This window comes from Pseudomonas sp. UBA1879, assembly GCF_002338065.1.
Taxonomy (GTDB): domain Bacteria; phylum Pseudomonadota; class Gammaproteobacteria; order Pseudomonadales; family Pseudomonadaceae; genus Aquipseudomonas.
Genome location: NZ_DDHJ01000004.1, coordinates 13,148 through 38,667 on the forward strand (window position 1 = coordinate 13,148; position 25,520 = coordinate 38,667).

28 protein-coding genes and 1 pseudogene are annotated in these 25,520 nt (G+C 59.4%); 12 read left to right on the top strand and 17 right to left on the bottom strand.

Annotated elements, in window-relative coordinates; translation table 11 throughout:
- Positions 1-145: 145 nt before the first annotated feature.
- From B3N48_RS03260 to B3N48_RS03270, 3 genes are all read left to right on the top strand, one after another.
- On the top strand, positions 146-2,914 hold the full coding sequence (locus tag B3N48_RS03260) for a LuxR C-terminal-related transcriptional regulator (protein WP_296179336.1): 2,769 nt from the start codon (positions 146-148) through the stop codon (positions 2,912-2,914).
- Between the two features lie 99 nt (positions 2,915-3,013).
- The gene (locus B3N48_RS03265; RefSeq protein ID WP_296179337.1) at positions 3,014-4,336 is read left to right on the top strand and encodes a type II toxin-antitoxin system HipA family toxin; all 1,323 of its coding nucleotides are present in this window, start codon (positions 3,014-3,016) and stop codon (positions 4,334-4,336) included.
- Positions 4,333-4,605: a helix-turn-helix domain-containing protein gene (locus B3N48_RS03270; protein ID WP_296179340.1), complete on the top strand. Its 273-nt coding sequence runs from the start codon at positions 4,333-4,335 to the stop codon at positions 4,603-4,605. The genes B3N48_RS03265 and B3N48_RS03270 overlap by 4 nt, the downstream gene beginning before the upstream one ends.
- A gap of 26 nt (positions 4,606-4,631) precedes the next feature.
- On the opposite strand, the gene B3N48_RS03275 is transcribed toward B3N48_RS03270, so the two are convergent.
- Positions 4,632-5,831: an HD-GYP domain-containing protein gene (locus B3N48_RS03275; protein WP_296179343.1), complete on the bottom strand. Its 1,200-nt coding sequence runs from the start codon at positions 5,829-5,831 to the stop codon at positions 4,632-4,634.
- A gap of 364 nt (positions 5,832-6,195) precedes the next feature.
- Complete coding sequence (locus B3N48_RS03280; protein WP_296179346.1) at positions 6,196-6,960, bottom strand: AraC family transcriptional regulator; 765 nt, start codon at positions 6,958-6,960, stop codon at positions 6,196-6,198.
- Between the two features lie 111 nt (positions 6,961-7,071).
- Between B3N48_RS03280 and B3N48_RS03285 the strand changes: the two genes are divergently transcribed.
- Positions 7,072-7,884 carry a sulfite exporter TauE/SafE family protein gene (locus B3N48_RS03285; RefSeq protein WP_296179348.1) on the top strand — a complete coding sequence of 271 codons (813 nt, stop codon included), beginning with the start codon at positions 7,072-7,074 and terminating at the stop codon, positions 7,882-7,884.
- 20 nt (positions 7,885-7,904) lie between these two features.
- Here the strand turns inward: B3N48_RS03285 and B3N48_RS26720 are convergent, their stop codons facing one another.
- Genes B3N48_RS26720 through B3N48_RS03295 form a run of 3 tightly spaced genes read right to left on the bottom strand, consistent with a single transcriptional unit; the run spans position 7,905 to position 8,900 of the window.
- The gene (locus tag B3N48_RS26720; protein ID WP_414704190.1) at positions 7,905-8,246 is read right to left on the bottom strand and encodes a hypothetical protein; all 342 of its coding nucleotides are present in this window, start codon (positions 8,244-8,246) and stop codon (positions 7,905-7,907) included.
- Between the two features lie 53 nt (positions 8,247-8,299).
- On the bottom strand, positions 8,300-8,650 hold the full coding sequence (locus tag B3N48_RS26725) for a hypothetical protein (RefSeq protein ID WP_349677018.1): 351 nt from the start codon (positions 8,648-8,650) through the stop codon (positions 8,300-8,302).
- A complete protein-coding gene (locus B3N48_RS03295; RefSeq protein WP_296179349.1) occupies positions 8,637-8,900 on the bottom strand; it encodes a hypothetical protein in 264 nt (87 codons plus the stop codon). Before B3N48_RS03295 ends, B3N48_RS26725 begins: the two co-directional genes overlap by 14 nt.
- Positions 8,901-9,050: 150 nt before the next feature.
- On the opposite strand from B3N48_RS03295, the gene B3N48_RS03300 reads away from it, so the two are divergent.
- Entirely contained in the window at positions 9,051-9,695 is a 645-nt protein-coding gene (locus B3N48_RS03300; protein WP_296179352.1) for an MBL fold metallo-hydrolase, read from the top strand.
- A gap of 107 nt (positions 9,696-9,802) precedes the next feature.
- A complete protein-coding gene (locus tag B3N48_RS03305; protein WP_296179356.1) occupies positions 9,803-10,504 on the top strand; it encodes an OmpA family protein in 702 nt (233 codons plus the stop codon).
- Positions 10,505-10,681: 177 nt separating this feature from the next.
- On the opposite strand, the gene B3N48_RS03310 is transcribed toward B3N48_RS03305, so the two are convergent.
- From B3N48_RS03310 to B3N48_RS03320, 3 genes and pseudogenes are all read right to left on the bottom strand, one after another.
- Positions 10,682-11,596: an acyltransferase gene (locus B3N48_RS03310; RefSeq protein ID WP_296179361.1), complete on the bottom strand. Its 915-nt coding sequence runs from the start codon at positions 11,594-11,596 to the stop codon at positions 10,682-10,684.
- 85 nt (positions 11,597-11,681) lie between these two features.
- A complete protein-coding gene (pta, locus tag B3N48_RS03315) occupies positions 11,682-13,772 on the bottom strand; it encodes a phosphate acetyltransferase (RefSeq protein ID WP_296179363.1) in 2,091 nt (696 codons plus the stop codon).
- A 92-nt stretch (positions 13,773-13,864) separates the two neighbouring features.
- Positions 13,865-14,228 (bottom strand): annotated as a pseudogene (locus B3N48_RS03320) (DUF3565 domain-containing protein).
- Here B3N48_RS03320 and B3N48_RS03325 point away from each other — a divergent pair.
- From B3N48_RS03325 to B3N48_RS03335, 3 genes are all read left to right on the top strand, one after another.
- Positions 14,197-14,682, top strand: coding sequence for an FKBP-type peptidyl-prolyl cis-trans isomerase (locus B3N48_RS03325; RefSeq protein WP_296179366.1), 486 nt, complete (start codon positions 14,197-14,199; stop codon positions 14,680-14,682). The pseudogene B3N48_RS03320 and the gene B3N48_RS03325 overlap by 32 nt on opposite strands.
- 132 nt (positions 14,683-14,814) lie before the next feature.
- Positions 14,815-15,297, top strand: a complete 483-nt coding sequence (locus tag B3N48_RS03330) for a glutathione peroxidase (protein WP_296179369.1) — start codon at positions 14,815-14,817, stop codon at positions 15,295-15,297.
- 243 nt (positions 15,298-15,540) lie between these two features.
- Positions 15,541-16,650 (top strand): NADH:flavin oxidoreductase, encoded by a 1,110-nt coding sequence (locus B3N48_RS03335; RefSeq protein ID WP_296179372.1) that lies wholly within the window; start codon positions 15,541-15,543, stop codon positions 16,648-16,650.
- A 143-nt stretch (positions 16,651-16,793) separates the two neighbouring features.
- On the opposite strand, the gene B3N48_RS03340 is transcribed toward B3N48_RS03335, so the two are convergent.
- Together B3N48_RS03340 and B3N48_RS03345 are read right to left on the bottom strand one after the other, a co-directional pair.
- On the bottom strand, positions 16,794-17,960 hold the full coding sequence (locus tag B3N48_RS03340) for a glycosyltransferase family 4 protein (RefSeq protein ID WP_296179375.1): 1,167 nt from the start codon (positions 17,958-17,960) through the stop codon (positions 16,794-16,796).
- 64 nt (positions 17,961-18,024) lie between these two features.
- Positions 18,025-18,324, bottom strand: a complete 300-nt coding sequence (locus tag B3N48_RS03345) for a hypothetical protein (protein WP_296179378.1) — start codon at positions 18,322-18,324, stop codon at positions 18,025-18,027.
- A 174-nt stretch (positions 18,325-18,498) separates the two neighbouring features.
- Here B3N48_RS03345 and B3N48_RS03350 point away from each other — a divergent pair, with 174 nt between their 5' ends.
- Positions 18,499-19,113 (top strand): hypothetical protein, encoded by a 615-nt coding sequence (locus B3N48_RS03350; protein ID WP_296179380.1) that lies wholly within the window; start codon positions 18,499-18,501, stop codon positions 19,111-19,113.
- Positions 19,114-19,152: 39 nt separating this feature from the next.
- Here B3N48_RS03350 and cysZ read toward each other — a convergent pair whose 3' ends face one another.
- A complete protein-coding gene (gene cysZ, locus B3N48_RS03355; protein WP_296179383.1) occupies positions 19,153-19,908 on the bottom strand; it encodes a sulfate transporter CysZ in 756 nt (251 codons plus the stop codon).
- 260 nt (positions 19,909-20,168) lie between these two features.
- Between cysZ and B3N48_RS03360 the strand changes: the two genes are divergently transcribed.
- Positions 20,169-20,768, top strand: a complete 600-nt coding sequence (locus B3N48_RS03360; RefSeq protein WP_296179385.1) for a peroxiredoxin — start codon at positions 20,169-20,171, stop codon at positions 20,766-20,768.
- A 156-nt stretch (positions 20,769-20,924) separates the two neighbouring features.
- The gene (gene trxB, locus B3N48_RS03365) at positions 20,925-21,887 is read left to right on the top strand and encodes a thioredoxin-disulfide reductase (RefSeq protein ID WP_296179387.1); all 963 of its coding nucleotides are present in this window, start codon (positions 20,925-20,927) and stop codon (positions 21,885-21,887) included.
- Between the two features lie 163 nt (positions 21,888-22,050).
- Here the strand turns inward: trxB and B3N48_RS03370 are convergent, their stop codons facing one another.
- The 6 genes from B3N48_RS03370 to B3N48_RS03395 all read right to left on the bottom strand — a co-directional run bounded on the left by B3N48_RS03370 (position 22,051) and on the right by B3N48_RS03395 (position 25,369).
- Positions 22,051-22,392, bottom strand: a complete 342-nt coding sequence (locus B3N48_RS03370; RefSeq protein ID WP_296179390.1) for a HopJ type III effector protein — start codon at positions 22,390-22,392, stop codon at positions 22,051-22,053.
- A complete protein-coding gene (locus B3N48_RS03375) occupies positions 22,385-22,681 on the bottom strand; it encodes a DUF1244 domain-containing protein (protein ID WP_296179394.1) in 297 nt (98 codons plus the stop codon). Before B3N48_RS03375 ends, B3N48_RS03370 begins: the two co-directional genes overlap by 8 nt.
- 223 nt (positions 22,682-22,904) lie before the next feature.
- Positions 22,905-23,276, bottom strand: a complete 372-nt coding sequence (gene folX / locus B3N48_RS03380) for a dihydroneopterin triphosphate 2'-epimerase (protein WP_296179396.1) — start codon at positions 23,274-23,276, stop codon at positions 22,905-22,907.
- A gap of 3 nt (positions 23,277-23,279) precedes the next feature.
- On the bottom strand, positions 23,280-23,840 hold the full coding sequence (folE, locus tag B3N48_RS03385) for a GTP cyclohydrolase I FolE (protein ID WP_296179398.1): 561 nt from the start codon (positions 23,838-23,840) through the stop codon (positions 23,280-23,282).
- A gap of 20 nt (positions 23,841-23,860) precedes the next feature.
- Positions 23,861-24,571: a dihydromonapterin reductase gene (folM, locus tag B3N48_RS03390; protein ID WP_296179401.1), complete on the bottom strand. Its 711-nt coding sequence runs from the start codon at positions 24,569-24,571 to the stop codon at positions 23,861-23,863.
- Between the two features lie 228 nt (positions 24,572-24,799).
- Positions 24,800-25,369: an antibiotic biosynthesis monooxygenase gene (locus tag B3N48_RS03395; RefSeq protein WP_296179403.1), complete on the bottom strand. Its 570-nt coding sequence runs from the start codon at positions 25,367-25,369 to the stop codon at positions 24,800-24,802.
- Between the last annotated feature and the right edge of the window lie 151 nt (positions 25,370-25,520).

A 25,520-nucleotide genomic window follows, 5' to 3' on the forward strand; every position in this document is an offset into this window, starting at 1 on the left:
CAAACATATAAAGCAACATTCGCCCTGTTGATGGGATACGTTTTCTTACAGTCTTTCGTCGAACATTCTTCAAAACAGTGGGCTTAGCCGCTAGTCTCCCGACATCTGAACGCCGAATAACAAGCACCTCTAACAAGAGCCGGCCATGACTGATCTGTCGCGTTTGCAAGGAATGGCAAATCACGCAGTCACTGCGTTGGAAGGACGTTTCTTCCGCCCACCCCTGCCTGAGGGCTATGTGCCCAGGCCCAGGTTGTGCGAGCGGCTGAGTGCGGGGTTGTCCGGGCGGCTGTTGTTGGTCAGCGCGCCCGCGGGGTTTGGCAAGAGCTCGCTGGCCGTGGAGTTCTGCGAGAGCCTGCCGGGTCAATGGCAAAACCTCTGGCTTGGCCTGGGCCAGCGCGACAGTGATCCGGGCCGTTTCCTCGAACGCCTCTTATCCGGGCTTCAGCAATTCTTTCCTCAGTTGGGCGGTCAGGCGCTTGGCCTGCTGAAAATGCGTCAACGGCATCAGCCCTTTGCCTTTGAAGAGTGGCTCGACGGGCTGCTCGACGAGCTGGCGATGCACCTCATGCTCAGCAAGCCGCTGCTGCTGGTGCTCGACGATTACCACCTCGTGCAAGGCCCGGTTCTCGACCGTTGCCTGCAATTTCTGCTCAATCATCTGCCTGCGGGCCTCATCGTGATGGTCACCAGCCGACAGCGTCCGGACTGGCATCTGGCGCGGCTGCGACTGTCCCGGCAACTGCTCGAGCTCTCTGAACACGACCTGCGCCTGACCGATGACGAGTCCATGGCCGTGCTCGACCACCACAGCAATTCACTGACCGAGGAAGCGCTGCACAGCCTGCTGCAACGCAGCGAAGGGTGGGTCGCCGGTCTGCGTTTTTGGCTGCTCGCGGCTAACGAGGCCGGGAGCAACACGCTGACCCAAGGGCTTAACGGTGGCGAAGGGCTGATTCGTGATTACTTGCTCGAAGAGGTCATCGACTGCCTGCCTGCCGATGTACAGGCCTTTTTGTACGAAACCGCTTGTCTCGAACGCTTTAGCAGCGCGCTGTGCGACGCCGCGCGTGACAGTCATGACAGCGCCGAAATGCTTGCCTTCCTACAGGCGCATCAGGTGTTTCTGGTGCCCCTGGACGAAAACGGCCGCTGGTTCCGTTATCACCATCTGTTCTCCGATCTGCTGCGAGCCCGAGCAGGCAGTAACGTCGCACCGCAGCAGAGACGCCTGCACCTGAACGCCTGTCGCTGGTTCAGCGAACAGGGCCTGCTGGACGAGGCCATCGAACAGGCGCTGCGTGCGGGTCATCACGATGTCGCGGCCAACCTGGTGCAGAACCTGTCCGAAGAACAGCTGTTGGCCGAGCAGAATGTCGGCATGCTGCTGCGCTGGAAAATGGACCTGCCCGACAGCCTGCTGATCAGCACGCCGCGCTTGATCGTGCTGTATGCGTGGGCATTGGGCCTGGCCTGTCAGCTGGATGCCGCCGAAGAACTGGGCAGTCACCTCAGCCGCTTTTTACCCGCGCCCTCGGCCACCGCGCAGAAATCCATGCTGGCCCAGTGGCTGGCGCTCAGCGGCATCATTGCCCGTGGCCGAGGCGACAGTGAAACCGCGCACCGTTATTGCAGTGAGGCACTGGCGAGCCTGCCACAGAAGCGCTATGGCCAGCGGCTGTTATGCCTGTCGACGCTGGCCAATCTGGCCATCGCCGAGGGGGACCTGTGGAAAGCGCGAGCGTTGAATCGCGACGCGCTGGAAGTGGCGCAACGGGTCGCGAATCCGCTGTTCGAAGCGCTGGCGCATTACGACCGGGCGCGTACGTTGCAGGCTCGGGGTGAGGCATTGCGTGCGCTGGAGGAAGTGCGTCAGGGTTTGCGCCGCTTGAACGGGCTGTCAGCACAGCGGCTTTACGCCGTTCGCGCGCGGCTGACCCTCTACGAAGGCTACTTGCTCGTCCAGTGCCTGCAGTTCGAGGCTGGGCGCAAGCGGCTGAATGCCGGTGTGATCGAAGCACGGGCGTGCCGCGACATCAGTGTGTTGATCGGCCACTGTGTGATCGCCGGGATGGAAGGTCGGGAAGGGCGCTTCGCCGAGGCCTTCGCTGAATTGGCCGAGGCCGAGCGGCTCATGCACATCTGGGACGTGCCGCCCGTGTATTACCTGGCGATGATCACGCTGGCCAAATGCGAACTGTGGCTGGCGCAGGGGCGTATCGACCTGGCCGACGCCTGGCTGTTACGCCTGGGGCAAACCTACGGCGGCGATCACCCCGCTGCAGCGCCGGAATGCATGCCCCTCCTGCCGCAACACATTGAATTGCTGCGCGCGATGCTCGACAAGATTCAGGGCCGCACCGAGTCTGCCATCGATCGCCTCACAAGGCTTGAAGCCGCTGCGCAAATCATGGGGGCCGGGATACTCAGCCTCAACGTTTCGAGCCAGCTGCTCCTGATGGCCCTCGATACGGCGGACAAGGCCCAGGCGCAAACGCTGCTTGGCCGGAGCCTGCAGAACGCTACGGGGGGCTCGGTCTTGCCCTTGCTCGGTGTCATTCGTCTGCACCCGGACTGGCTCAGCGAGCAACTGCTCAAACGTCCACGTTGCCGACTCGTCGACTATCTGCTCAATCATCTCTCGCCCCACGTCAACAAAGAGCTTCCGTGCGCACGGGGCATCAGCGAGAGCGCCCCCTGTCCCGGCGCCGACGCACTCAGCGCCCGCGAACTCGGCGTGCTTCAGCTGATCGCCCAAGGCTGCTCGAATCAGGAAATCAGCGAGCGGCTGTTCATCTCGCTCCACACCGTCAAAACCCACGCCAGCCACATCAACAGCAAGCTGGGTGTGGAGCGCAGAACCCAAGCCGTGGCGCGCGCGCAAGAACTCGGGCTGCTATCGGATCGGCATTAAAATGCTGATAAGGATTGTCGGCGCCGATTTTTCGGCAGTAAATTGCCTTTTCATGCAGCTACGCTTAGGATTTAGGCATTATATTGCCGAGTCGAATCCATGCGCCTGACCTTGCAGCTTTACACCTTGGGGTATTGGCAGGACGCCATGAACCTGGAGTTCGAACAGCGCGAACTGGGACAGGGCAGCCCCTGCAATTTTGCCTATGACCACCACTATTTGATCAACCATCTCGACGCACTGGGCGCGACGACTGCGCAGTCTGTCAGCGCCCGGCTCCCCGTCGCATGGGATCTCCACCGTACGCCTACCATGCCGGCCTTCTTGCTGGATGTCCTGCCAGCGGGCGCTGCGCGTCGGTTTCTCTTGGCGCGGCTCGCACTCCCTGAAGGCAACGACGCCGCCGCAGACCTGGTCTTATTGCAGCGCTGCACGCCCGCACCGGTCGGTCATCTCAGGATCAAAACATCGGTTGACGTACTCGCTCAAGGCCGCAGCGTCGGATTTGATCGCAACGAAGTCATCACATGGGACAGCCGCTTTCTCGAATACGCCTACGAACAGGGTGCCGCAGTGGGCGGGGCCACCGGGGCGGGGGGCGAAGCGCCGAAACTGCTGTTGGCGGAAGACGCTGAAGGGCTCATGCACCCTGACGCCGCGCTTGATGACGGGGATGTACGCCAGCATTGGTTCGTCAAGTTCTCCCGCAACAAAGGCAACGACACCGACCGTACGATCCTCAGAAGTGAGTTCTGCTATTACCAGGCGTTGGCACGGATTGGGATTAATGTCGTGCCATGTGACGGCATGCGTCTGGAGGAAGCCCGAAAGCCCAGCTTGTGGATGAAGCGCTTCGATCGCCGGGTGGACCAGCATGGCGTGACGCGACTGGCCGTCGAGTCGGTGTATTCATTGGCCGATGTCACACGCCCTGGAAGTTATATGTCTCACGTACAGGCGGTGGAAGCGCTTGCCGATGCCTGGTCAAACAATGGTCAAGACAGTGAAATTCCTGCGTTGGTCGCGGAGTATCTGCGCCGCGATCTGATCAATCAGGTCCTGGGCAACAGCGACAATCATGGTCGCAACACCGCCATTCTGCGTGACCGGCAGCGGCTGACGCTGGCGCCTATCTACGATCTGGCGCCGATGGTCATGGATGAGGAGGGAGTGACGCGCACAACCAAATGGCCCGAACCGATCGAACGCGCGGGGGAGGTCGACTGGCTTGGCGCCTGTCGTACGCTGGCGCAGTGGGACGATCCCGATCGGTTGTTCGACGGCCTTCGGCGCGATGCCCAGACGTTGCTCGCGCTGCCTGATCTGCTAAACGACGCTGGCCTGCCCCAGCAGACGTTCAAGCATCCCCGGATTGCCGTGTCTCGGCTCGAGCGCACCTTCGCGACATGGGGGCTGGTATGAGTGACGAGATGCGCCAGCGCGGCGTGATTCTGGAGGAGCTGCGAGACCAATTGGGCGCCGGCACTATCAGCATCGGGGGCGCAGTCAAACGCCTGCGCAATGAGGTGACAGGGCTGCGCCAGGAGCAATTCGCTGCCATGTGCAAAATCTCGCTGCGAACGCTGCGCCAGATTGAGCAAGATGAGGGCAATCCGACATTCCAAACGCTTAATGCGGTGTTCAAGCCGTTTGGCATGCAGGTGGGCATCGTGCCTCTGCGGCGGGGGTGACGCCTCGAACGGATCGTTCAAATGCGTTACGGCGCCGCATCCCCTGCCCACAGGGCGTCGATATCCTCTAAGCCCCAACTCTCCGCCAGTTCGTATTTGAGGATGGCGTCCTGCTCGTCGGGGGCGCCCAGATCGACAAGTTCGGGCTCGAAAGCGATTCGGGTCCGGGTCGACAGGAACGCTTTTACTTTCGGGTGCAACAACGACTTTTCACCCTGCTCGACGACCACCGCCAGTCGCTCGCTTTTCAGGCGGACCAATGCGCCGACCGGGTAAATACCGACGGTCTTGACGAAGTGTTGAAAGATTTTTTCGTCGAAATGGCCCTTCCAGGACGCCATCTCGCGAATGGATTGCGCGGCGTCCCAGCCCCTCTTGTAGGGTCGGTCGGACGTCACGGCGTCGTAGACATCACAGATCGCACCCATTTTGGCGAAAAGGCTGATTTCATCGCCTTTCAGACCGTGGGGGTAGCCGCTGCCGTCGACCTTTTCGTGATGGTGCAGGCAGACGTCCCGCACGGCATTGGTTACCTGCTGACAGTCTTGGAGAATCTTGAGCCCGGCCTGCGGGTGGTGTTTCATCGCTTCGTATTCGTCGTACGTCAGGCGGTCGGGTTTGTTGAGGATGGTGGGCGAAATCATCATTTTGCCCACGTCGTGCATCAAGCCCGCGACCCCGGCATCACGCACTTGTTCTTCACTGAGATTCATTTGCCGAGCGAGGGCCACCATCAGTGCGCAAACCGCAACCGAATGCATGTAGGTGTATTCGTCGGACGTCTTCAAACGCGACAGACTGATCAACGCATGAGGGTGACGCATGATGGACGTCGAGATTTCTTCGACCAGTAGATCGACGTCTTTGGCGTTCATCGCGCGGCCCATGCGCGCGTCAGTGAACATGGTCATCACGGCATCTTTGGCCCGCCCGCAAATCATCTTGGCGCGAGCCAGTTCTTCCTTGATGCAGGTCGCTGTGGTGTCAGACGCAGGAACGTGAGTCGAGGCAACAGCCAGAATCGGCGTGTGCTCATCGGGCGTTTTTCCGAGGCGGGTATCGATCCATACCTCGCGGGTGGATGCTTGAATGCGCTGCAAAACAGCCTCATCGCTCAGCTCGCGCTCTACGTGAAGCGTCCAGAATGGATCGTGCGCCCGAGGGCGGCAAAACTCATGAATGTACATGCCCAGCGTCAGGTCGGAGACCGCGATTTTTCTTAGCATAGTGACTGCTCGTTTCGCGTTGGGTCTGTGCTGCCGTGCGGGTCATCGAGTCGACGTCTTATCATCTCGAACACAACGCATTCCGATGGTTGCGCAATGCCAGTATATGAGGGGTTTTTTGAAAAATATATGAATTGAATAAGCCCCTGAAAAACAGGGAATGTTGGCCTTTGTCCATACGAAACAGACAGTTAGCGTGAATTGCTCATGTCCCCTGAAAGTTAAGCAGCAAAAATAAATCCATGCGCTGTTGTGTGCGTTTCCTGAAACACACTCAGGTGAGTGTAGAGGCTGAGCGAAACACCCTCGGCGTCCTATGAGTAAAACCTGCGCTAGTTCAACTTTCCCCGCGCTTAGAGTCTCTTTAGTTGCGAACGTAGTGGCTGGGCGGACGGCCCGTCAGCCGACGAAACATAGTTGAAAACGCAGCCGGGCTTTCATAGCCGAGATCCAGCGCAATGCGGGTGATGGGCTCTCCGCTTGACAGCCGCGACAGCGCCAGCATCACGCACGCCTGTTGCCGCCATTGGCCGAAACTCATCTGTGTCTGTTCCCGAAACAGACGACTGAACGAGCGCTCGCTGACGAACAACGCCTGCGCCCAGTCCTGGGGCGACTGATGAATGTCCGGGTGCTGCAAGAAGGCCTGACAACGGGCAGGCAGGCGAGGATCGTCGGGCAAGGCGAGGTGCAGTGGCAGTTTTTTAGCCTGCCCGATTTCGAGCAGCGCCAGCGTCATCAGCACGCCGTCGCGGCCATCGAATGCGTACGTCAACGGCATCTCCACCGCCTCGATCAGCAGCTGGCGCAACAGTGGCGAAATCCCGATGACTTCGCAGGCCGCTCGGGAAACGGGCACCGTAGACGGTTCGATATAAAGGCTGCGGGTGCTGACCCCGAGCATCAGGACTTCATGCTCCATCTGCGGTGGAATCCACACGGCCTGTTGCGGTGGCACTACCCAATCGCCCTCAGCGGTCGAGACCTTCATCACTCCGGTTGAGCCATACAGCAGCTGAGCGCGGCGATGGTGGTGGCGACGCAGCAGATAGCCGTCGGCGTAATCATTGCCAATCGCCACGACCGGGCGGGCCGTGTTGTCGAGGACTTCGATAGAGACGTTGCGCATGCGTGTTCTTCCCAGAGTCTGGCCGAAACACAAACATGAATGGCCCGAATCCTCAAGTTCGACGTGCGCGGCTTTCTTATCGTGCGCACTTCTTTTTCAAGGTTCGAGACGATGACGTATCTCTTGCTGGTGCTGTTTGGCGGTCTTTCTGGTGTGACGACTGTACTGTTCGGGTTTGGAGGGGGCTTCGTGGTCGTGCCGGTGCTGTATGGCGTCTTGCACAGCGGGGAAGTCGGAGGGTTGAGCGCGCCCGTTGCGATGCATGTGGCCGTGGCGACTTCGACTTGCGTGATGATCGTCAACGCGTCATTGAGCACCCGCCGCTCCGCCCGCGCGGGCGTGCTGCTGAAGGATTGGCTGTGGCCGTTGGCGGGCTTCATTGGGATCGGTTCGCTGATCTGCGCTGTCGCGGCTGGCTTCGTCAACGGCTCAGTATTGCGCGTGGCGTTTATGGCTTATCTGGCAATCACCATCGCCGATTGCCTGCTCAGACACGGCTTCGTCTTACACGCCGCTGAATGTGAACCGCGACGTCTGAGCGCAATGACTCGAGGCCCCGGCGGCATTCTCATCGGCGCTATTGCGACATTCCTAGGCGTGGGCGGCAGCGTCATGACCGTCCCGCTTCTGCGGCGCTGCGGCCTGAGCATGACCCAGGCCACCGCCATGGCCAACCCGCTGAGCCTGCCGGTCGCCCTCGTGGGCACGGCCACTTACATGCTCACCGGCGCGCTGGCCAACACGCACTTGGGCGCTGGCTACATCGGCTACGTCAACCTCATCGCCTTCGCCCTCCTGACCCTCGGCGCCTGGTTCGGCATGCGTCTGGCGGCACGTTGGGTGGGGCGCATCCCGGATCGGCTGCACGCGTGGGCGTATGTAGGGCTGTTGGGAGTGGTGTTGGTGAGTATGGGGTGGGCATGATGCGACTTACGGACTGACGCTCACTCGTCGCTGTCTGGGTCCGTAACTTTATCGACATAAGCGTTGACCAACCACTCCGGGATTTCTTCGCAGTGATATTGCAGATCGGTGCCGTCAGTGACCTCGGCCAGCAGGACGGATTTGTCAGCCGAGTTATCGAAGATGTACGATCGGTTGGAGGCGGCTACGGCGGAAGGCAATAAATCAAGCGACCCACGATAGCGCTTTATGATTTTTTCCTCAGCGACGGGATGACCACCGTCATCGACTCGGTTTGCAACCCGGTTGATGTTGATCGTCACTGAATCGGTCGCAACGAAATACAGATAAGTGCGATAGCCCTGATCCTGTGCCCGCTTCATGAATTTGACTTTATCGTCTGACGACATCACCGTTTCGAAGGTGAAGCTCCTGTTCAGGTCGAGAAGTTTGTGGCGAATGAAATCCGAGATGACGGAGGAGTAGTAGGAGTCATCTCGATACCACGAAAGTCGATGCGTCGATCTTCCAGTCCAATCAAATGAGCTTGCTCGTGCAGTCGAGCTTTGTGGATCATGGCATGGGGGATGATGAACGTGCGAAGTTCAGCCAGGGTGGTCTGTATGTTGAAGGGGCCTAAATCGAGAAAGCCGCTTTGCTTGACCTCTTTCTCGATCTCATCCGCGTTGACATAGGTGGCAATGAGGCCGGGAGAAATCTGGTCCTTGATCGTGCTTTTTCCTGAGCCATTGGGTCCGGCGAAGACCCGTAGCCTAGGCACCGGCATTGAGCCTGCGCACCTTGATGACTTTGCCTACGGTAACCTTGCGCCGAGGGCGTATGGCGGCGACGATCCGGACGCTGCCGTCGGCCTGCGCCTCAACCACATTCGATCCTTGCACTTGCAAGACAGTGTGGCCCGCGGCCAACGCTCGGAAATAGGCTGCTGATGTTGCACCTGCAGCCATCTCCGGAATATGGCTTTCCAGATTTGAAATGGCTTCTTCGGAAAGCTCTGGAATTCTGGCGTCTGTCATGGCGATCTCCAACGTTTACTGTCAGGCAGTTAACAGCGTTTCCGGCATTTTAGCCATGATGGATATGTTTCTGAACACCAGGGTCATATTGATCGCCTGATGCTACGATCGCGCTGCCACACGTAGACCATCGAATCGTACGGATCAAGCATGCCAACCCCAGCACCCACCCTTATCCGCGAAACCTTCCCTGTCGGCCCGTTGCAGTGCAACTGCACGATCATTGGCGATCCTCTGACGAAACAGGCCATCGTGGTCGATCCCGGTGGCAATCACGAGTTGATCCTGGCGAAGCTCGAGGGCCATGGCCTGAAATGCGTGAGCATCATTCACACCCACGCGCATCTGGATCATTTCCTGGCGTCCGGTCAATTGAAGGAGAAGACCGGAGCGACGTTGCATTTGCATAAAGAGGATCAGTTCCTGTGGGACAACCTCGAAACCCAATGTCAGGTGTTTCGCGTGCCCTACGTGCCGGTGCCATCGCCGGATCGCTGGCTCGACCATGAGGAAACGCTGGCATGCGGTTGCGGCGTGGCGTTGCACACGCCGGGGCATACGCCGGGGTCGATGAGTTTCTGGTTCGAGGACGCGAAGCTGTTGATTGCAGGCGATACCTTGTTCAAGCGCGGGGTAGGGCGCACCGATTTATGGGGTGGCGACCAGGCGACGATCGTGCGCTCGATCAAGGAGCGGCTGTATACGCTTGACGAGGCGGCGACGGTGGTCACGGGGCATGGGCCGGACACGCGTCTGGGCGATGAAATGCGTGAGAATCCCTTTGTCAGGGCGTGAATCGTTCAGGCCGCGTTAAGGAATTTTTAATGGTCTCCATGCTCTAATCGCGCAAGTCGTCGGCCTTTGTGGTTGGCCGTAGAAGTGCAAAACAGGAGCTCTCCTTGATGTTGACCTTTCGCCGTTTGATCATTGCCGCCACCGCGCTTACTGTCCTTTCGGGCTGTGCCACGCAGAACAATCCTTATGACAATCAGGGGCAGGCGCAAAACTCCGGCGGCGTGAGCAAAACCGCCAAATACGGTGGCTTAGGTGCGCTGGCTGGTGCCGTGGCCGGTGCCGCCATCGACCATAACCATCGTGGCAAAGGCGCACTGATTGGTGCAGCCGTGGTGGGCGCCGGCGCTGCCGGTTACGGGTACTACGCTGACAAGCAGGAAGCCGCCTTGCGGGCGAGCATGGCCAACACGGGTGTTGAAGTGCAACGCGAAGGCGACAACATCAAGCTGGTCATGCCGGGCAATATCACGTTCGCCACCGACTCCTCAGCGATTGCCAGCAGCTTCTATGCGCCGCTGAACAACCTCGCCGGGTCGTTGAAACAGTACAACCAGAACATGATTGAAATTGTGGGTTACACCGACAGCACCGGCAGCCGTCAGCACAACATGGACCTGTCGCAACAGCGCGCGCAAAGCGTGGCAACGTACCTGACGTCACAAGGAGTGGATGCGTCTCACTTGTCGGTGCGCGGCGCCGGTCCTGATTCGCCGATTGCCAGCAACGCGGACGTTAACGGTCGAGCCCAAAACCGTCGTGTAGAGGTCAATCTCAAACCCATTCCGGGCCAGCAATATCAGCAGCAGTAAGTTGACTGCTTAATACCTGAACCCCGGCCTAAGTGCCGGGGTTTTTGATTTTTGGTTGGCAGACTTTCTTCAGAGTGAATGGATTCGCAGTGCGGGGATACAGCCGCCGACCGCTATTGGTTGTACGAGCCAGTTGTCGGCATGCCGCCAACACCCATTCGCTAGCACGAGGGTGACTCAAAGGCGATGCCCTTTGCGAGCGTATTGCTCATGCATCTGCCCCAACAGCGCGTCCTTTTCTTCCCACAAACGATTGATCCAGCGCTGAAATTCGGCGCGGTAGGCTTCGTCCTGATCGTAGCTCTTGCCGATGAATTGTTGCGGAATCTGCACTTCCTCGAAATGCGCCACCACCTCACGGACGTTGCCACAGAGTAAATCCCAATACCCCGGTTGGCCCGCCGGGTAATGAATGGTCACGTTGATCAGGGATTCCAACTGCTCGCCCATCGCATCCAGCACGAAGGCGATGCCGCCAGCTTTTGGCTTCAGCAGGTAACGAAATGGCGACTGCTGCTGCGCGTGCTTACCGGGGGTGAAGCGGGTGCCTTCAGCGAAGTTGAAAATGCCCACTGGGTTGTCGCGAAACTTCGCACAGGTGCGACGAGTGGTTTCCAGATCCTTGCCTTTTTTCTCCGGGTGTTTGGCCAGATACGCCTTGCTGTAGCGTTTCATGAACGGGAAACCCAGCGCCCACCACGCCAGGCCGATGACCGGCACCCAGATCAGTTCTTGCTTGAGAAAAAACTTCAACGGACGAATGCGACGATTGAGCACGTATTGCAGCACCATGATGTCGACCCAGCTCTGATGATTGCTGGTCACCAGATACGAGTGCTGATAATCCAGCCCTTCGAGCCCGCTCAGGTGCCAGCGAGTGTGGCCGAGCAGGTTGATCCACGCGTTGTTGTTGCTGATCCAGGCCTCATGAATGTGGCTCATCAGCCAGTCGGTGACCTTTTGCGCTGCGGGGAAGGGCAGGCACAGCTTGAAGACCGCGACGATGAACAGCGGCGTGCAGCAGACAATCGTGTTCAGCGCCAACAGCAGCGAGGCGAGGACGCCGCGCAAAGGGGCGGGCAAGAAATCCATGGGGGATCGAACTCCGAGGTAAGACAGCCGCCGGTGAGTGCCCGGCGGCGTTATTGTGAGTGACTGACGTTGCAGACCGGCGTTGTTAAGGCAGGTTCGCCGCTTGAATCGCCGTGAGGGCGATGGTGTAGACGATGTCATCGACCTGAGCGCCGCGCGGCAGGTCGTTGACCGGCTTGCGCAGGCCTTGCAGCATCGGGCCGAGGCTGACGCAGTCCGCACTGCGTTGCACCGCTTTGTAGGTGGTGTTGCCAGTGTTGAGGTCGGGGAACACGAAAACATTGGCGCGTCCCGCGACCGGGCTGTCCGGCGCCAGTTGTCGGGCCACGTTCTCGTTGGCAGCGGCGTCGTATTGCAACGGGCCGTCGATCAACAGGCCGCGCCGGGTTTCCTGCGCCAGCTGCGTGGCCTCGCGCACCTTTTCCACTTCTTCGCCGCTGGCCGAATTGCCACTGGAATAGCTGATCATCGCCACGCGCGGCGACAGGCCGAACGCCACGGCCGAGTCGGCGCTCTGCACAGCGATTTCTGCCAATTCCTGCGCGGTCGGGTGCGGGTTCATGATGCAGTCGCCATAGACCAGCACCTGCTCGGGAAACAGCATGAAGAACACCGACGACACCAGCGTGCAGCCTGGCGCGGTCTTGATCAGCTGCAGGGCAGGACGGATGGTGTTGGCCGTCGAGTGAATGACCCCCGACACCAGCCCGTCGACTTCATCCAGCGCCAGCATCATGGTGCCAATCACCACAGGGTCTTCAAGCTGTTGCTCGGCCATGGGCGCGTTGAGACTTTTGTTCTTGCGCAGATCCACCATTGGCCCAACGTAGCGCTCGCGAATGTCGTCCGGGTCAAGGATTTCCAGCCCCGCGGGCAGCTCGATGCCTTGTGCGCGGGCCACGGCCTGCACGTCGTCGGGCTTGGCGAGCAGCACGCAGCGGGCGATTCCGCGGGCCTGACAGATCGCGGCGGCCTGAACGGTCAGTGGCTCGGCCCCTTCCGGCAGAACAATACGTTTGTTGGCGGCCTGAGCCCGTTGAATCAACTGATAGCGGAACACGGCAGGCGACAGGCGCATCTCCCGAGGCGTGCCACAGCGTTGATGCAGCCAGTTGGCGTCCAGATGACTCGCGACGAAATCGGTGATGATTTCCGCGCGTTCGCGGTCGTCGATCGGGATTTCCTTGTTCAATTGATTCAGTTGGTTGGCGGTTTCATACGAACCGGTGCTGACCGACAACACCGGCAGTCCGGCCTGCAACGCCCCGGCGCACAGCTCCATGAGGCGCGGATCGGGGCGGGTGTCGCTGGTCAGCAGCAGACCGGCCAGTGGCACGCCGTTCATCGTCGCCATGCTCACGGCCAGGATGATGTCGTCGCGATCCCCCGGCGTCACCACCAACACCCCTGGTTTGAGCAGCTGCAAGGTGTTGAGCACGGTGCGCGCGCAAATGATGATTTTCGACATGCGCCGCTGTTCGTAATCGCCGGCGTTGATCACCTGCGCGCCCAGCAATTCGGCGACGTCACGGGTACGCGGTGCGTTGAGGTCGGCTTGAAACGGGATACAGCCCAGCAGCTTGAAGTCGCCGCTGCGGAGTAAGGGCGAATGTTCCTTGAGCCGCGCCGAGAACGCCTCCATGCTTTCGTCGGTGCGCACTTTGTTGAGGATCACGCCCAGGACTTTCGGGTCTTTCGGGCCGCCGAACATCTGCGCCTGCAACTCGACGCGGCCGGACAGCTCGGTCAGCACTTCGTTTTCCGGCGCCGAGACCAGGATCACGTCGGCGTCCAGCGCCTTGGCCATGTGCAGGTTGACCCGTGCGGCATAGCTCGCGCTGCGGGTCGGCACCATGCCTTCGACGATCAGCACGTCGCGACCCACGCAGGCTTCCTGATAGAGATTGATGATTTCTTCCAGCAGCTCATCCAGCTGACCTTCGCCGAGCATGCGTTCGACATGGCCTAGAGCGAGGGGCTTGGGCGGCTTGAGGCCGTGGGTGCGGGCGATCAGTTCGGTCGAGCGTTCAGGGCCAAGGTCGCCGGGGTGAGGCTGGGCGATGGGTTTGAAAAAGCCGACTTTGAGTCCGGCGCGCTCCAGCGTGCGCACCAGCCCGAGGCTGATGGACGTCAAACCCACTCCAAAGTCTGTGGGCGCGATAAAAAAAGTCTGCATGCGGGCTTCTCGAAGGTGAGCGTGCAAGGGCCGGTTCGCCAGGGGCGTTGTCAGGGGCCGGGTCAAACAGGACGCTGTTCAATCGCAGCGTCTCAACGGGGCACAAGGTTATCGTCATCTGCCCCCTGCGCGCACCAGCCGCAGCGAAAGGATTGGCCAATTTTTTTCTGTCGCTCGTGCGCATCGAGCACCCAGGCGCGGGACTGCCAGGGCGGTTGATGCCGCAGATGCTGAGTGTGACCACAGGCGAGCTCGGCCACCCAATGACCGTCCTGGTCCTGATGAAAGCCCGTGATCGTGGTGTCGTTCTGAGGTATCGCAGGGTCGTGCAATCGGGGCCGTCCGTCTGAGTTGCGTTCGCTTTCGCGCGAGGGCTTGGTTAGACTTGCTCGCTCTTATCTCTATTTGCAAAAGGTCTTGCCCCATGCCGATCGCCGCCAACAAGGCTGTCTCCATTGACTATACCCTGACCAATGACGCTGGTGAGGTCATCGACAGTTCTGCCGGCGGCGCGCCGCTGGTTTACCTGCAAGGCGCAGGTAACATCATTCCGGGTCTGGAAAAGGCACTGGACGGCAAGGACATCGGCGACGAGCTGAAAGTGTCCATCGAGCCCGAAGACGCCTATGGCGAATATTCGGCCGAGCTGGTCAGCACGCTGAGCCGCAGCATGTTCGAAGGTGTGGACGAACTGGAAGTGGGCATGCAATTCCACGCTTCTGCGCCGGACGGCCAAATGCAGATCGTCACCATCCGTGATCTGGACGGCGACGATGTCACCGTTGACGGCAACCACCCGCTGGCGGGCCAGCGCCTGAATTTCCAGGTCAAGATCGTCGCCATCCGCGATGCCAGCCAGGAAGAACTCGCCCACGGTCACGTACATGGCGAAGGCGGCCATCACCACTGATTTGTCCTGCTAAGCTCAGATAGCTGGCCAGGCGTCCTCGCGGGCTTCGCGAAAACCGATTCGGTTTCGCGGCCTGAGTGGGCGCCTTTTTCGGTGAACGATGTTTTGTATGGTGCGCAGGGGAGTTTCGTCATGAGTGTATTTCACGACCTGAAATTGAAAGCTCTGGATGGCCAGGAACTGCCTCTCGCGCCGTTGAAGGGCAAAGTGGTCCTGGTGGTCAACGTGGCTTCTAAATGTGGGCTGACACCGCAATACGCTGCCCTCGAAAACCTCTATCAAAAGTACAAGGACCGGGGTTTCAGCATTCTTGGGCTGCCGTGCAACCAGTTCGCAGGCCAGGAGCCGGGTACTCAGGAGGAGATTCAAGCGTTCTGCTCGCTGAACTACGGCGTGACGTTCCCGTTAGGGGACAAGCTGGACGTGAACGGCCCGCATCGTCATCGGCTGTATCAGATGCTGGCGGGGGAGGGCGCGGAGTTCCCGGGCGACATCAGCTGGAATTTCGAAAAGTTTCTGGTCGGGCAGGACGGTCGCGTGCTGGCACGCTTCTCGCCTCGTACCACGCCAGATGATCCCGCCGTGATTCAGGCGATCGAGAAGGCGCTGCATTGATAAACGCCGGGTGTCATCGCCTCTTCCTTTCATAAAACAAACACCATCACTGCAGGCATGAGGTTGCTCGCGACGGCTTATCTTCGGCGACATGGGTGCCTGGACTTATGCATCGCGAGCATGCTCACGCCTACTGCTTCCGCGGTTTCTTCTAGCGCTTAATCACCCAAATCAATAGTGCTTTGCATCTCGTTTCGGCCAGCGCATTCTTTATGACCTTCATAATATTTCCCAGCCGAGGACGTGCGCATGCCAGTCAACGCCTTGTTCAAACCTTTTCACATGGGCAGCCTGGAATTGCCGACACGGGTGGTAATGGCGCCCATGACCCGCTCGTTCTCGCCGGGTGGCGTGCCGAACTCCAAAGTCATCGAGTATTACCGTCGCCGTGCGGCGGCGGGCGTGGGCCTGATCATTACTGAAGGCACCACCGTCGGACACAAGGCGTCCAATGGCTATCCGAACGTTCCGCAATTTTTCGGCGAGGCCGCACTGGCCGGTTGGAAAAAAGTGGTGGACGCCGTTCACGCGGAAGGCGGCAAGATTGTCCCGCAGTTGTGGCACGTAGGCGCGGTGCGTCGACTGGGTACCGAACCTGACGGCACCGTGCCCGCTTACGGTCCGACCGAAAAGCTCAAAGACGGCAATGTGGTCGTCCATGGCATGAGCAAACAGGACATCGCTGACGTCATCGCTGCCTTCGCACAAGCCGCGAAAGACGCGCAGGCCATCGGCATGGATGGCGTGGAAATCCATGGCGCCCATGGCTACATCGTCGATCAGTTTTTCTGGGAAGGTACCAACCAGCGCAGCGATGAGTATGGGGGCGATCTGGCCCATCGCTCGCGGTTCGCCATCGAGTTGATTCAAGCCGTGCGCGCCGCTGTGGGCCCTGATTTCCCGATCATCTTCCGTTATTCCCAATGGAAACAGCAGGACTACGCCGCACGTCTGGTGCAAACCCCAGAAGAACTGGGCGCCTTTCTCAAGCCGCTGTCTGACGCTGGCGTGGACATTTTCCACTGCTCGACGCGACGCTTTTGGGAGCCGGAATTCGAAGGTTCCCACCTTAATCTGGCGGGCTGGACCCGCAAACTGACCGGCAAACCCACGATCACCGTCGGCAGCGTCGGATTGGACGGCGAGTTTCTGCAGTTCATGGTCAACACCGATAAGGTCGCGCAACCGGCGAGCCTGGAGAACCTGCTCAAGCGTCTCGGCGACGAAGAGTTCGATCTGGTGGCCGTCGGCCGCGCGCTGCTGGTCGACCCGGATTGGGCGTTGAAAGTGCGGGAAGGGCGTGAGAACGACATCCTGCCGTTCAGTCGGGATGCGCTGGGTAAGTTGGAATAATCACCGGGGAGGCTAGCCCTTCCCTTCTCTGCACGGTGAACCCCAGCGGGAGAGGATTGACTCACAGGGACCGATTTCCAGGCGCGGCCTCTGATGTGGCTGGAGGAGCCCCTTCGTGAGCACGCTCACTTTCACGGATGGAATTACACCCCCAGCGCGACGCCATCCCGCTGTTCACTGGCCATCCGTAAATACTGCTCGAACGCCTCGATGACACCGGCCCAACCCTGACGGCTAGCGTGTTGTCGGGCGTTCAGGCGAACCCTTCGCAGGGTTTCAACGTCTTCCAGCATCCAGCGTGCGGCATCAATGAAGCCCTCTTCATCCCCAGGCATGGCGACCGCGCCATTGTGGCCATGGCGGATGTGTTGGGCTGCCGCAGCCTCGTCGTAGGCCACCACTCCCAGCCCCGATGCCAAGGCTTCAAGCACCACATTGCCGAAGGTTTCGGTCATGCTCGGAAACAGGAACAGATCCCCCGAGGCGTAATGAGTGGCCAGCGCCTCACCTCGTTGCGTGCCGCAGAAGATCGCGTCCGGCAACTGCGGTTGCAGCACCTGTCGCATCGGTCCGTCGCCGACGATCACCAGCCTGAGCGTTTTGTCGGGGTAGGCAGCGACCAGGCTATCGAACGTGGTCTTCAGCACGCCCAGGTTTTTCTCCAGGGCGAGTCTTCCTACATGCAGAACGGCTGTGTCCTCAGCGCTCAGCCCCCATGTCTCACGCAGCGCGCTGGAGCGTCGAGACGGATGAAACAGCTGACAATCCACTCCTCGCGACAGCAACTCCAGCCGCTCGAAGCCGCGTCGCTCCAATTCCGTCTTCTGACTGAGGCTGGGCACCAGCGTGGCGTCCGAACGGTTGTGGAACCAACGCAGATACGACGTCAGCAACCGGGTGATGAAGCCCAGCCCGTACTGCCGTGTGTACTGCTGAAAATTGGTGTGAAAGCCGCTGACAATCGCAATTCGCAGGCGCCGCGCCGCCCGTAACGCCGATAGGCCCAACGGCCCCTCGGTCGCGATGTACAGCACATCGGGTCGATCTCGCTGCCAACGGCGCAGCAGCTTGTGCATCGACGACTGTCCCCACTGCAACCCCGGATACCCCGGAATCGGCCAACCGCGACACAGCATCAAATCATCACCTGTTGCACGTCTTTCATCCTCATTCTGCCGAGGACGAATCACCTCCACACGATGTCCGCGCAGCCGCAGACCGTCGCACAACCGGCTCAGCGTATTGGCGACGCCATTGATTTCGGGTGCGTACGTTTCAGTGATCAAGGTGATATGCAAGGACTTACTCATGACAGCCAGTTTCAGCGTCAGGCGTTGCGCTTGTGTGGCGGTTGGGTGATGGATTTGTGACCACTTATCTCAGCCCCCCAACCGTAAATGGCACGATTCGCGATGACCCGACCTTTTCCAGCGCGGCGGCTTCGGGCGTGTAATGGGTCTGAATGGGGTTGAGGCTGATCAGATTCAGGTGGGAACGCGGTCTCACCGGGGGCGCGAGCGTGGCGGGTTCGGCCGGTGAAGTTTTCGAGGTGACTGTTTTCACGGCATCGGTCAACGCCTGCATGAACGCGGGCGCGTTGAGGTCACGTTTGGGTTTTTGCGGCAATAGTGACGGTTTGGTGTGATTCGCGGGGTTTAAATGACGGGTTTCCATGCGCTTGGACTCCCATTGATGAACGGGCTCGACGTGGGCGTGATCATGATTGAACACATTCGGCGTGGGACGTATGGAAGACGTTTGTAGGATCTGTCCTGATTTTCTACGGTGTGATTCAAGGATCGGTTTTCGGCATTAGGATGCGCGTCTTTAATTTATCGAGGGACCGAAATGTCTGACGTTTTCTATACGCCGCCGACGGCTGATTTGACCGCCGCATCGAAAAGCGGCCAACCCTTTTTCACCGTGTCGCTGGACAAATTGACAGTGATGTTGGTCGTCACATCAGGGCTGTATGGCCTCTATTGGTACTTCAAGAACTGGTCGCTTTATAAGGTGCATTCGGGGCGTTCGCTGTGGCCTGTGCCTAGAACAGTGTTCGGCATGCTCTACTTGCCTTCGTTGTTTTACAAAGTAGATGCTGTACTGAAAGAGCAGAAAAAAGGCGGGATGCCTTACTGGGCATTGGCTGCCGCTGCAATGATTCTTTTGGCACTAGTCCCTCATACCGTGGGGTTCATCATCGGCCTCGTCACGAGTTTGAGCGGTCAGCCGGTTACAAGTGCGGGCTTTATTCCCATGGTTGCCGCCTCGACTATTCCGATGCTGCTCCAGTGCCTGATTTTGCGTCGGGCTCAGTCGTTCATGAACTTGGCCAATGGTGATGCCAAGGGGAGTCAAAACAAGGATTTCACCCCATGGAACTGCGTGTGGATGGTCATTGGCGTCATCTACTGGGGCATTAATATGGTGGTGGTGGCCTCGATGAATGGAGTCTCCTTCTGACGCAATAAACAAAGGCCTCGTGTGAGGCCTTTCATTCGATCAGCGAATCCGCTCCGCCAGCGTCTCCGCCCCGCGTTCTCTGACCCAAAACAACGTCGCCCCTGCCACCGCAGCGGGCATCATCAGGATGTTGACCACCGGAATCAGCAGCACCAGGTACACGATCCCGCCAAAACTCATGCTCTGCCAGCGTTTGGCGCGCAGCCAGGCGAGCATGTCTTGCCAGCTCATCTTGTGGTTGTCGGCGGGGTAGTCGATGTATTGGATCGCCATCATCCACACGCCAAAAAGCAGCCAGAGCGGCGCGGCGATGATGTTGACCACTGGAATCCACGACAGGATGAACAGCCCGACCGCGCGGGGCAGGAAGTAGCCCAGTTTGCGCATTTCACGGCTGAGGGTCCGGGGAATCATTTCGATCAGTTCGCCCCAGCTGAAGGCGGGGAAGTCGTCGGTACCGCGCAGGACCACCTCTACCTTTTCAGACAGAAAGCCGTTGAAGGGCGCGGCGATGACATTGGCAATCATGGTGAACGTGAAGAACACCATTAATACGACCAGCACCACGAAGAGCGGCCAGAGGATGTAATTCAGGAAGCTCAGCCAACTGGGGAGGGTCGGCATGAACGAATCGACCCACAGGCCGAATTCATGACCGGCGAAGTAAATCATGGCGCTGAACAGCACCAGATTGATGGTCAGTGGCAGCAGGACAAACAGGCGCAGGCCAGGGCTGAGGACCAGTTTCAGGCCTTCGCGCAGGTATTGCGGGCCGGACAGGGCGGGTGCAGGCATGTGGGCCTCCATACGTTGAAAACGCGCCGACCTTACCGACTTTCCATCAGGGGCGGAAGCAGGATCGGCATGGCGACATTCGCAGAAACAATCAGGCGCGGATAGAGTCTATGGACGACAGCCAAGCAACGACGTCGTGGAATAGGTGCGGGCTATGAGCTGGATTGTGAAACGATATTTCCTTAATCTCTGCCGCCCCGATAAGCTTGCGGGCATCTTTTAGACCTATTCGATTCACGTTGAACCTCTCAGGAGTCTTAATGAGCGTTCTGGTTAACAAACAAGCACCTGATTTCACAGCCGCCGCTGTTCTGGGCGACGGTTCGATCGTCGAAGACTTCAAACTGTCTTCGCTGCGCGGCAAATACGTCGTGCTGTTCTTCTGGCCGCTGGACTTCACGTTCGTGTGCCCATCGGAAATCATCGCTCACGACAACCGTGTCGCTAAATTCCGCGACTTGGGCGTTGAAGTGGTCGGTGTTTCCGTCGATTCGCATTTCACCCACGCTGCATGGCGCAACACACCCGTTGAAAAGGGCGGCATCGGCCAGGTCCAATTCACCATGGTTGCCGACATCAAGCACGAGATCACTCGCGCTTACGGCATTGAACACGACGACGGCGTTGCGCTGCGTGGTTCGTTCCTGATCGACCAGAATGGCGTGGTTCAGCACCAAGTGGTCAATAACCTGCCATTGGGCCGTGATGTCGACGAAATGGTCCGTTTGGTGGAAGCGCTGCAATTCACCGAACAGCACGGCGAAGTTTGCCCGGCTGGCTGGCGTCCAGGCCAGAAAGGCATGAAGGCCGACGCCTCGGGCGTGGCCGATTACTTGGCTGAGAACGCCAAGAGCTTGTAATAACGTCGCTGCGGCTTCGGTCGCAGCGTCACGATTTCAGGATGGGTGGGCGAATCTTCTCCAAGCTGCTCACCGATCCGTTTTATTCAGCCGGTCCGCCGGTTTAGACCACAGTAACTCCGACCACACGTAATGGCCGGTCAATAGGAGTGTGTCATGTCTGATGTACGTCATTCCCGAGTGATTATTCTCGGCTCCGGCCCCGCCGGCTACAGCGCTGCGGTCTACGCGGCCCGTGCCAACCTCAAGCCTCTGTTGATCACCGGTATGCAAGCGGGCGGTCAATTGACCACGACCACCGAAGTCGACAACTGGCCGGGCGACCCCCATGGCCTGACCGGTCCGGTGCTGATGGAACGGATGCGCGAGCACGCCGAGCGTTTCGAGACCGAAATCATTTTCGATCACATCAACGCGGTCGATCTCGCGGGCAAGCCTTTCAGCCTGAAAGGCGACAGCGGCACCTACACCTGCGATGCACTAATCATCGCCACGGGTGCCAGCGCCCGTTATCTGGGCCTGCCGTCCGAAGAAGCGTTCATGGGCAAAGGCGTTTCAGCCTGCGCGACCTGTGACGGGTTCTTCTACCGCAACAAGCCTGTCGCTGTGATCGGCGGCGGCAATACGGCTGTTGAAGAGGCGCTGTACCTGGCCAACATCGCCAGCAAGGTCACGCTGGTTCATCGTCGCGATACCTTCCGTGCCGAGAAGATCCTGATCGACAAGCTGCACGCACGTGTCGCTGAGGGCAAGATCGAGCTGAAACTCAACTCGACGCTGGATGAAGTGTTGGGCGACAACATGGGCGTAACCGGTGCGCGTTTGAAGAACAACGACGGCAGCACATCGGAGCTGAAAGTCGACGGCGTATTCATCGCCATCGGCCACACCCCGAACACCTCGTTGTTCGAAGGCCAACTGGCTTTGAAAGACGGTTATATGGTCGTCCACGGCGGTCGCGAGGGGAATGCGACGGCCACCAGCGTCGACGGCGTGTTCGCAGCTGGCGACGTGGCGGACCACGTGTATCGTCAAGCGATTACCTCGGCGGGTGCGGGCTGCATGGCAGCACTGGACGTCGAGCGTTATCTGGACGGGCTGGCGAACGCCTCGTTCTGATCGGCCGCTGCAAAACAAAAAGCCGGCTCATTTGGGCCGGTTTTTTTGTGTCCGTTAAACGCTGACGTGCAGGCGCGCTTACCCGCGATGACGGTGTGTCTGACCCGCAGGTGACTGCCCGGCAGCCATCGCGGGCAAGCGCGCTCCTACAGACGGATGCGGCTCAGGCCTTGCGCGTCAACGGTTGTGCGCTGAACTTCACGCCCGCCAGGCCGTGGGCGATCAGCGCGCGAATGTTGCCATGGTCGTTGCCGTCAGGCGTCGCCGCCACGGCGCGGTAGTGTTCGCCAAAGGCCAGCAGGGCTTCTTCATGACTGAAACCTTCCAGCAGCGCAAGGCCCAGGGTCTTGCACGAGCCTTCGTTCTGGCCAGCGGCGTTTTCTACCGGGCCGTTACTGAACGCTTGCGGCTGATACTCGTAACGTTCGGCGACAAACGCCAAAGTATCGGCAAACACATGCTCACCGGATTTCAGGCTGGCGCGCAGGGTATTCAGGTCAGTCATGTTTCTGTTCCTTGGCGAAGGCGGCTTGCTGATCGGCGCTGGCTTCTTTCTGGTAGAGGGACTTCCACTCGCCGTATGGCATGCCGTATACCACTTCGCGGGCGTCATCGAGGCTGATGTCGATCTGCTTTTCGTCGGCGGCGGCCTTGTACCACTTGGACAGGCAGTTGCGGCAGAACCCGGAGAGGTTCATCAGGTCGATGTTTTGCACATCCTTGCGGCTGTCCAGATGCGCGACCAGACGACGGAAGGCGGCGGCTTCGAGTTCGAGGCGTTGTTGCTCGGTCATGATGGGCTCTGTGGGAGTTGAGGATGGGGCGGATGATAAGAGTGTGGGGCAGGGCGGGCAATGGTATTTGTCGACCGGACGGATGACCTGTAGGAGCCGCCTCGCTGGCGAATGCGATGTATCCGTCACTATGGATTCAACCGAACCGCCGCTTTCGCCAGCAAGCCGGCTCCCACAGAGGGTTACCATTTGGCAATCAGAGCAGCGGTGCTGGCAACGATTCTTAACGTTCAGCGGCCAGCGTAATCGACACCGATTCGGCGAAGCGCAGCGCGTGGGGTTTGTCGACTTCGACTTCGGCGTATTGCACGGCCTCGTAGCTCATCACCAGATCCAGCACTTCCTGGGTCAACCGCTCCAGCAGCGCGAAACGGTTGCTTTCGACGTGCTGAATAATGGCTTTGGTGATAGTCCTGTAATTGAGCGCGTGATCGATGTCGTTGTCACGCACCGCTTCCTGGGCCGCGTACAGGATCGTCAGATTGATGAGCACGTCCTGCTTGTTGACGATTTCATCTTCGTTGATACCAATGTAGGTGCGCAGGCACAGGTCCTTGACCCGGATGCGTGCGGTGCCTGGTTCGAGTCTTGCCATGGACTACTTACTCCGTCCGATCAGTTGCAGGAATTCCATCCGTGTCGTGTTGGAATCGCGAAAGGCGCCGAGCATCACCGACGTGTTCATCGTTGAATTCTGCTTTTCTACACCGCGCATCATCATGCACATGTGCTGGGCTTCGATGACCACCCCGACCCCCGCCGCGTTCGTCACGTCGAGAATGGCGTCGGCGATCTGGCGTGTCAGGTTTTCCTGAATCTGCAGACGGCGGGCGAACATGTCGACAATGCGCGCGATCTTCGACAGGCCGAGGACTTTTCCGGTGGGAATGTAAGCCACGTGAGCTTTGCCAATGAAAGGCAGCAGGTGATGCTCGCACAGCGAATACAGTTCGATGTCTTTGACGATGACCATCTCATCGCTGTTCGAGGCGAAAAGCGCGCCGTTGACGATCGCGTCGAGGGTCTGGTCGTAACCATGACACAGGTATTGCATGGCCTTTGCTGCACGCTTCGGAGTGTCCAGTAAACCTTCGCGCTCCGGGTTTTCGCCCAGGCCGACGAGGATTTCGCGGTAGTGTTCTGACAGTGACAGGGTCATCAAAGGGTCCTCGGGGCGGCTTACTTGACGTGCCGTCCGCCGTTTACGGTCAATGTGGTGCCGGTAACGTACGGGGTGTCCAGCAAATAGCGCAGGCTCTGGTAGATCACCTCGGGGCCGGGTTCGATGCCCAACGCCGATTTGGCCAGCGCGCGGGCGCGGTACGCCGCGTCGTCGTCAGGTTGAAACATCAGCATCGCCGGTGCGATGCCGTTGACCTTTATCCCCGGAGCGTATCGAGCAGCGAATGACAGCGTCAGGTTGTCCATACCCGCTTTGCTTGCGCAGTATGCGATGTGTTTGCTGCTGCCCTTGCGCGTGACGTCGTCACCGATGTGGACGATGTCGGCCACCTCCGAGCGCTGCAACAGTTCGGCACAATGCAGGTTGATCAAGTAAGGCGCGAGCATGTGCACGTTGAACATCCGCATGAACACGTCGCCCTCGTCGCCCTCGGTTTCTGCCAGCCATTCGGAGGCGTTGTGAACAATGGCGCGCAAACGCGGGGTGTGCGTCTTCAACTGCGCGATGAAACTCATCACGCGCTCTTGCGAGGAAAAGTCGGCCTGGATTGCAACGGCCCCCAATCCCCTCAACCGCTCTACGCCTGGACGTTCGGTACGATAGCTGATGATCACCGGCTGTCCGTCGTCCAATAGCCGCTCAGCGCAATGCAAGCCGATTCGCTGGCTGGCGCCAGTGATCAGGACAGGGGCAAGGGAGGAGGGCATGGCAGCTCGCGCGTTATCAAGGAAGAGGAAAATCGGGAGGTCGCTGGCGTACCGAGTCGAGCGGCGGAGCCATTGGTTTCATTGCGCCATCAGCGATCGAACGTGTTGGGCAAAGTTAACCCAATGGTCAGTGCTGTACAACTGTGGGTTGGATGCAAGCAGGATCCTGGTGGGAGCCAGCAAGCCGGCTCCCGCAGGGTGGGCATTGAAGTCTGGAACGCGTTGCAGTCAGTGCGTAGACGCCGACTTAGCCTGTGCCACGGGCGGCTGACTGTTGCTCTGCAACCACCCTGATAACAGGTGGGTCGACAGCGGGATGAACCAGAACACCATCAATGGCGTGAGAATCAGGGTGCTGATCATGATCCGCGGCAGCAGCGCCAATTCGCCCAGCAACGGGCCGAGTGCGTAGTTGAAGATCAGCGACACGGGAAAGAAGGCAAGCCAGATGGCGATGGCCTGCTTCCAGCGCGGCGGACGCTGACCCGCAGCGCCAAACCAGCCGTCGATGCCGCGCACCCGGTGTACGGAGTTTTTGGCGAACAACCCACTGCCACGCACCAACCAGGAGCGCCGGGATGCAGAATGCTCCCAAGCGTGCATCGTGGCTTCATCGGCGAACCGGAAAATGATCTGGAATTCATCATCGCCGGGCGGCGGCGCGAGGACGCCCGAACCCAGATAACCGGGGAAGTCGGTGGCAAGAGTTTCGCCTTCATGGAGCCAGGCAATGAGTTCCTCGTAGCGGCCATCGGCGACGCGACGGGCGACCATCAGGGTGACGGGGGACTCAGACATTGTGTATCTCCGATAGACACGTGACCTTCCCGGGTAGGGACATCACAAAGCGGCGCGCCGGGATGGTGGCGAGCCGTCATATTCACTTCAGAATGCAAGCAAGGATTATTCCTGATTCTGTGGGCAAAGCTACAAGTCTTTGCCGATCAAC

What these genes read in the sequence shown, in the direction of transcription:
- B3N48_RS03340 (WP_296179375.1), bottom strand. Translation starts at nt 17,960, where the DNA reads ATGAGTAAGTCCTTGCATATCACCTTGATCACTGAAACGTACGCACCC.
- B3N48_RS03280 (WP_296179346.1), bottom strand. Translation starts at nt 6,960, where the DNA reads ATGCGCAACGTCTCTATCGAAGTCCTCGACAACACGGCCCGCCCGGTC.
- B3N48_RS03360 (WP_296179385.1), top strand. Translation starts at nt 20,169, where the DNA reads ATGAGCGTTCTGGTTAACAAACAAGCACCTGATTTCACAGCCGCCGCT.
- pta (WP_296179363.1), bottom strand. Translation starts at nt 13,772, where the DNA reads ATGCAGACTTTTTTTATCGCGCCCACAGACTTTGGAGTGGGTTTGACG.
- B3N48_RS03375 (WP_296179394.1), bottom strand. Translation starts at nt 22,681, where the DNA reads ATGACCGAGCAACAACGCCTCGAACTCGAAGCCGCCGCCTTCCGTCGT.
- B3N48_RS03395 (WP_296179403.1), bottom strand. Translation starts at nt 25,369, where the DNA reads ATGTCTGAGTCCCCCGTCACCCTGATGGTCGCCCGTCGCGTCGCCGAT.
- B3N48_RS03295 (WP_296179349.1), bottom strand. Translation starts at nt 8,900, where the DNA reads ATGACAGACGCCAGAATTCCAGAGCTTTCCGAAGAAGCCATTTCAAAT.
- B3N48_RS03330 (WP_296179369.1), top strand. Translation starts at nt 14,815, where the DNA reads ATGAGTGTATTTCACGACCTGAAATTGAAAGCTCTGGATGGCCAGGAA.
- B3N48_RS03285 (WP_296179348.1), top strand. Translation starts at nt 7,072, where the DNA reads ATGACGTATCTCTTGCTGGTGCTGTTTGGCGGTCTTTCTGGTGTGACG.
- folM (WP_296179401.1), bottom strand. Translation starts at nt 24,571, where the DNA reads ATGCCCTCCTCCCTTGCCCCTGTCCTGATCACTGGCGCCAGCCAGCGA.
- folX (WP_296179396.1), bottom strand. Translation starts at nt 23,276, where the DNA reads ATGGCAAGACTCGAACCAGGCACCGCACGCATCCGGGTCAAGGACCTG.
- B3N48_RS03310 (WP_296179361.1), bottom strand. Translation starts at nt 11,596, where the DNA reads ATGGATTTCTTGCCCGCCCCTTTGCGCGGCGTCCTCGCCTCGCTGCTG.
- B3N48_RS03345 (WP_296179378.1), bottom strand. Translation starts at nt 18,324, where the DNA reads ATGGAAACCCGTCATTTAAACCCCGCGAATCACACCAAACCGTCACTA.
- cysZ (WP_296179383.1), bottom strand. Translation starts at nt 19,908, where the DNA reads ATGCCTGCACCCGCCCTGTCCGGCCCGCAATACCTGCGCGAAGGCCTG.
- B3N48_RS03265 (WP_296179337.1), top strand. Translation starts at nt 3,014, where the DNA reads ATGCGCCTGACCTTGCAGCTTTACACCTTGGGGTATTGGCAGGACGCC.
- B3N48_RS26725 (WP_349677018.1), bottom strand. Translation starts at nt 8,650, where the DNA reads ATGCCGGTGCCTAGGCTACGGGTCTTCGCCGGACCCAATGGCTCAGGA.
- B3N48_RS03305 (WP_296179356.1), top strand. Translation starts at nt 9,803, where the DNA reads ATGTTGACCTTTCGCCGTTTGATCATTGCCGCCACCGCGCTTACTGTC.
- B3N48_RS03300 (WP_296179352.1), top strand. Translation starts at nt 9,051, where the DNA reads ATGCCAACCCCAGCACCCACCCTTATCCGCGAAACCTTCCCTGTCGGC.
- B3N48_RS26720 (WP_414704190.1), bottom strand. Translation starts at nt 8,246, where the DNA reads ATGAAGCGGGCACAGGATCAGGGCTATCGCACTTATCTGTATTTCGTT.
- trxB (WP_296179387.1), top strand. Translation starts at nt 20,925, where the DNA reads ATGTCTGATGTACGTCATTCCCGAGTGATTATTCTCGGCTCCGGCCCC.
- folE (WP_296179398.1), bottom strand. Translation starts at nt 23,840, where the DNA reads ATGACCCTGTCACTGTCAGAACACTACCGCGAAATCCTCGTCGGCCTG.
- B3N48_RS03270 (WP_296179340.1), top strand. Translation starts at nt 4,333, where the DNA reads ATGAGTGACGAGATGCGCCAGCGCGGCGTGATTCTGGAGGAGCTGCGA.
- B3N48_RS03325 (WP_296179366.1), top strand. Translation starts at nt 14,197, where the DNA reads ATGCCGATCGCCGCCAACAAGGCTGTCTCCATTGACTATACCCTGACC.
- B3N48_RS03350 (WP_296179380.1), top strand. Translation starts at nt 18,499, where the DNA reads ATGTCTGACGTTTTCTATACGCCGCCGACGGCTGATTTGACCGCCGCA.
- B3N48_RS03275 (WP_296179343.1), bottom strand. Translation starts at nt 5,831, where the DNA reads ATGCTAAGAAAAATCGCGGTCTCCGACCTGACGCTGGGCATGTACATT.
- B3N48_RS03370 (WP_296179390.1), bottom strand. Translation starts at nt 22,392, where the DNA reads ATGACTGACCTGAATACCCTGCGCGCCAGCCTGAAATCCGGTGAGCAT.
- B3N48_RS03260 (WP_296179336.1), top strand. Translation starts at nt 146, where the DNA reads ATGACTGATCTGTCGCGTTTGCAAGGAATGGCAAATCACGCAGTCACT.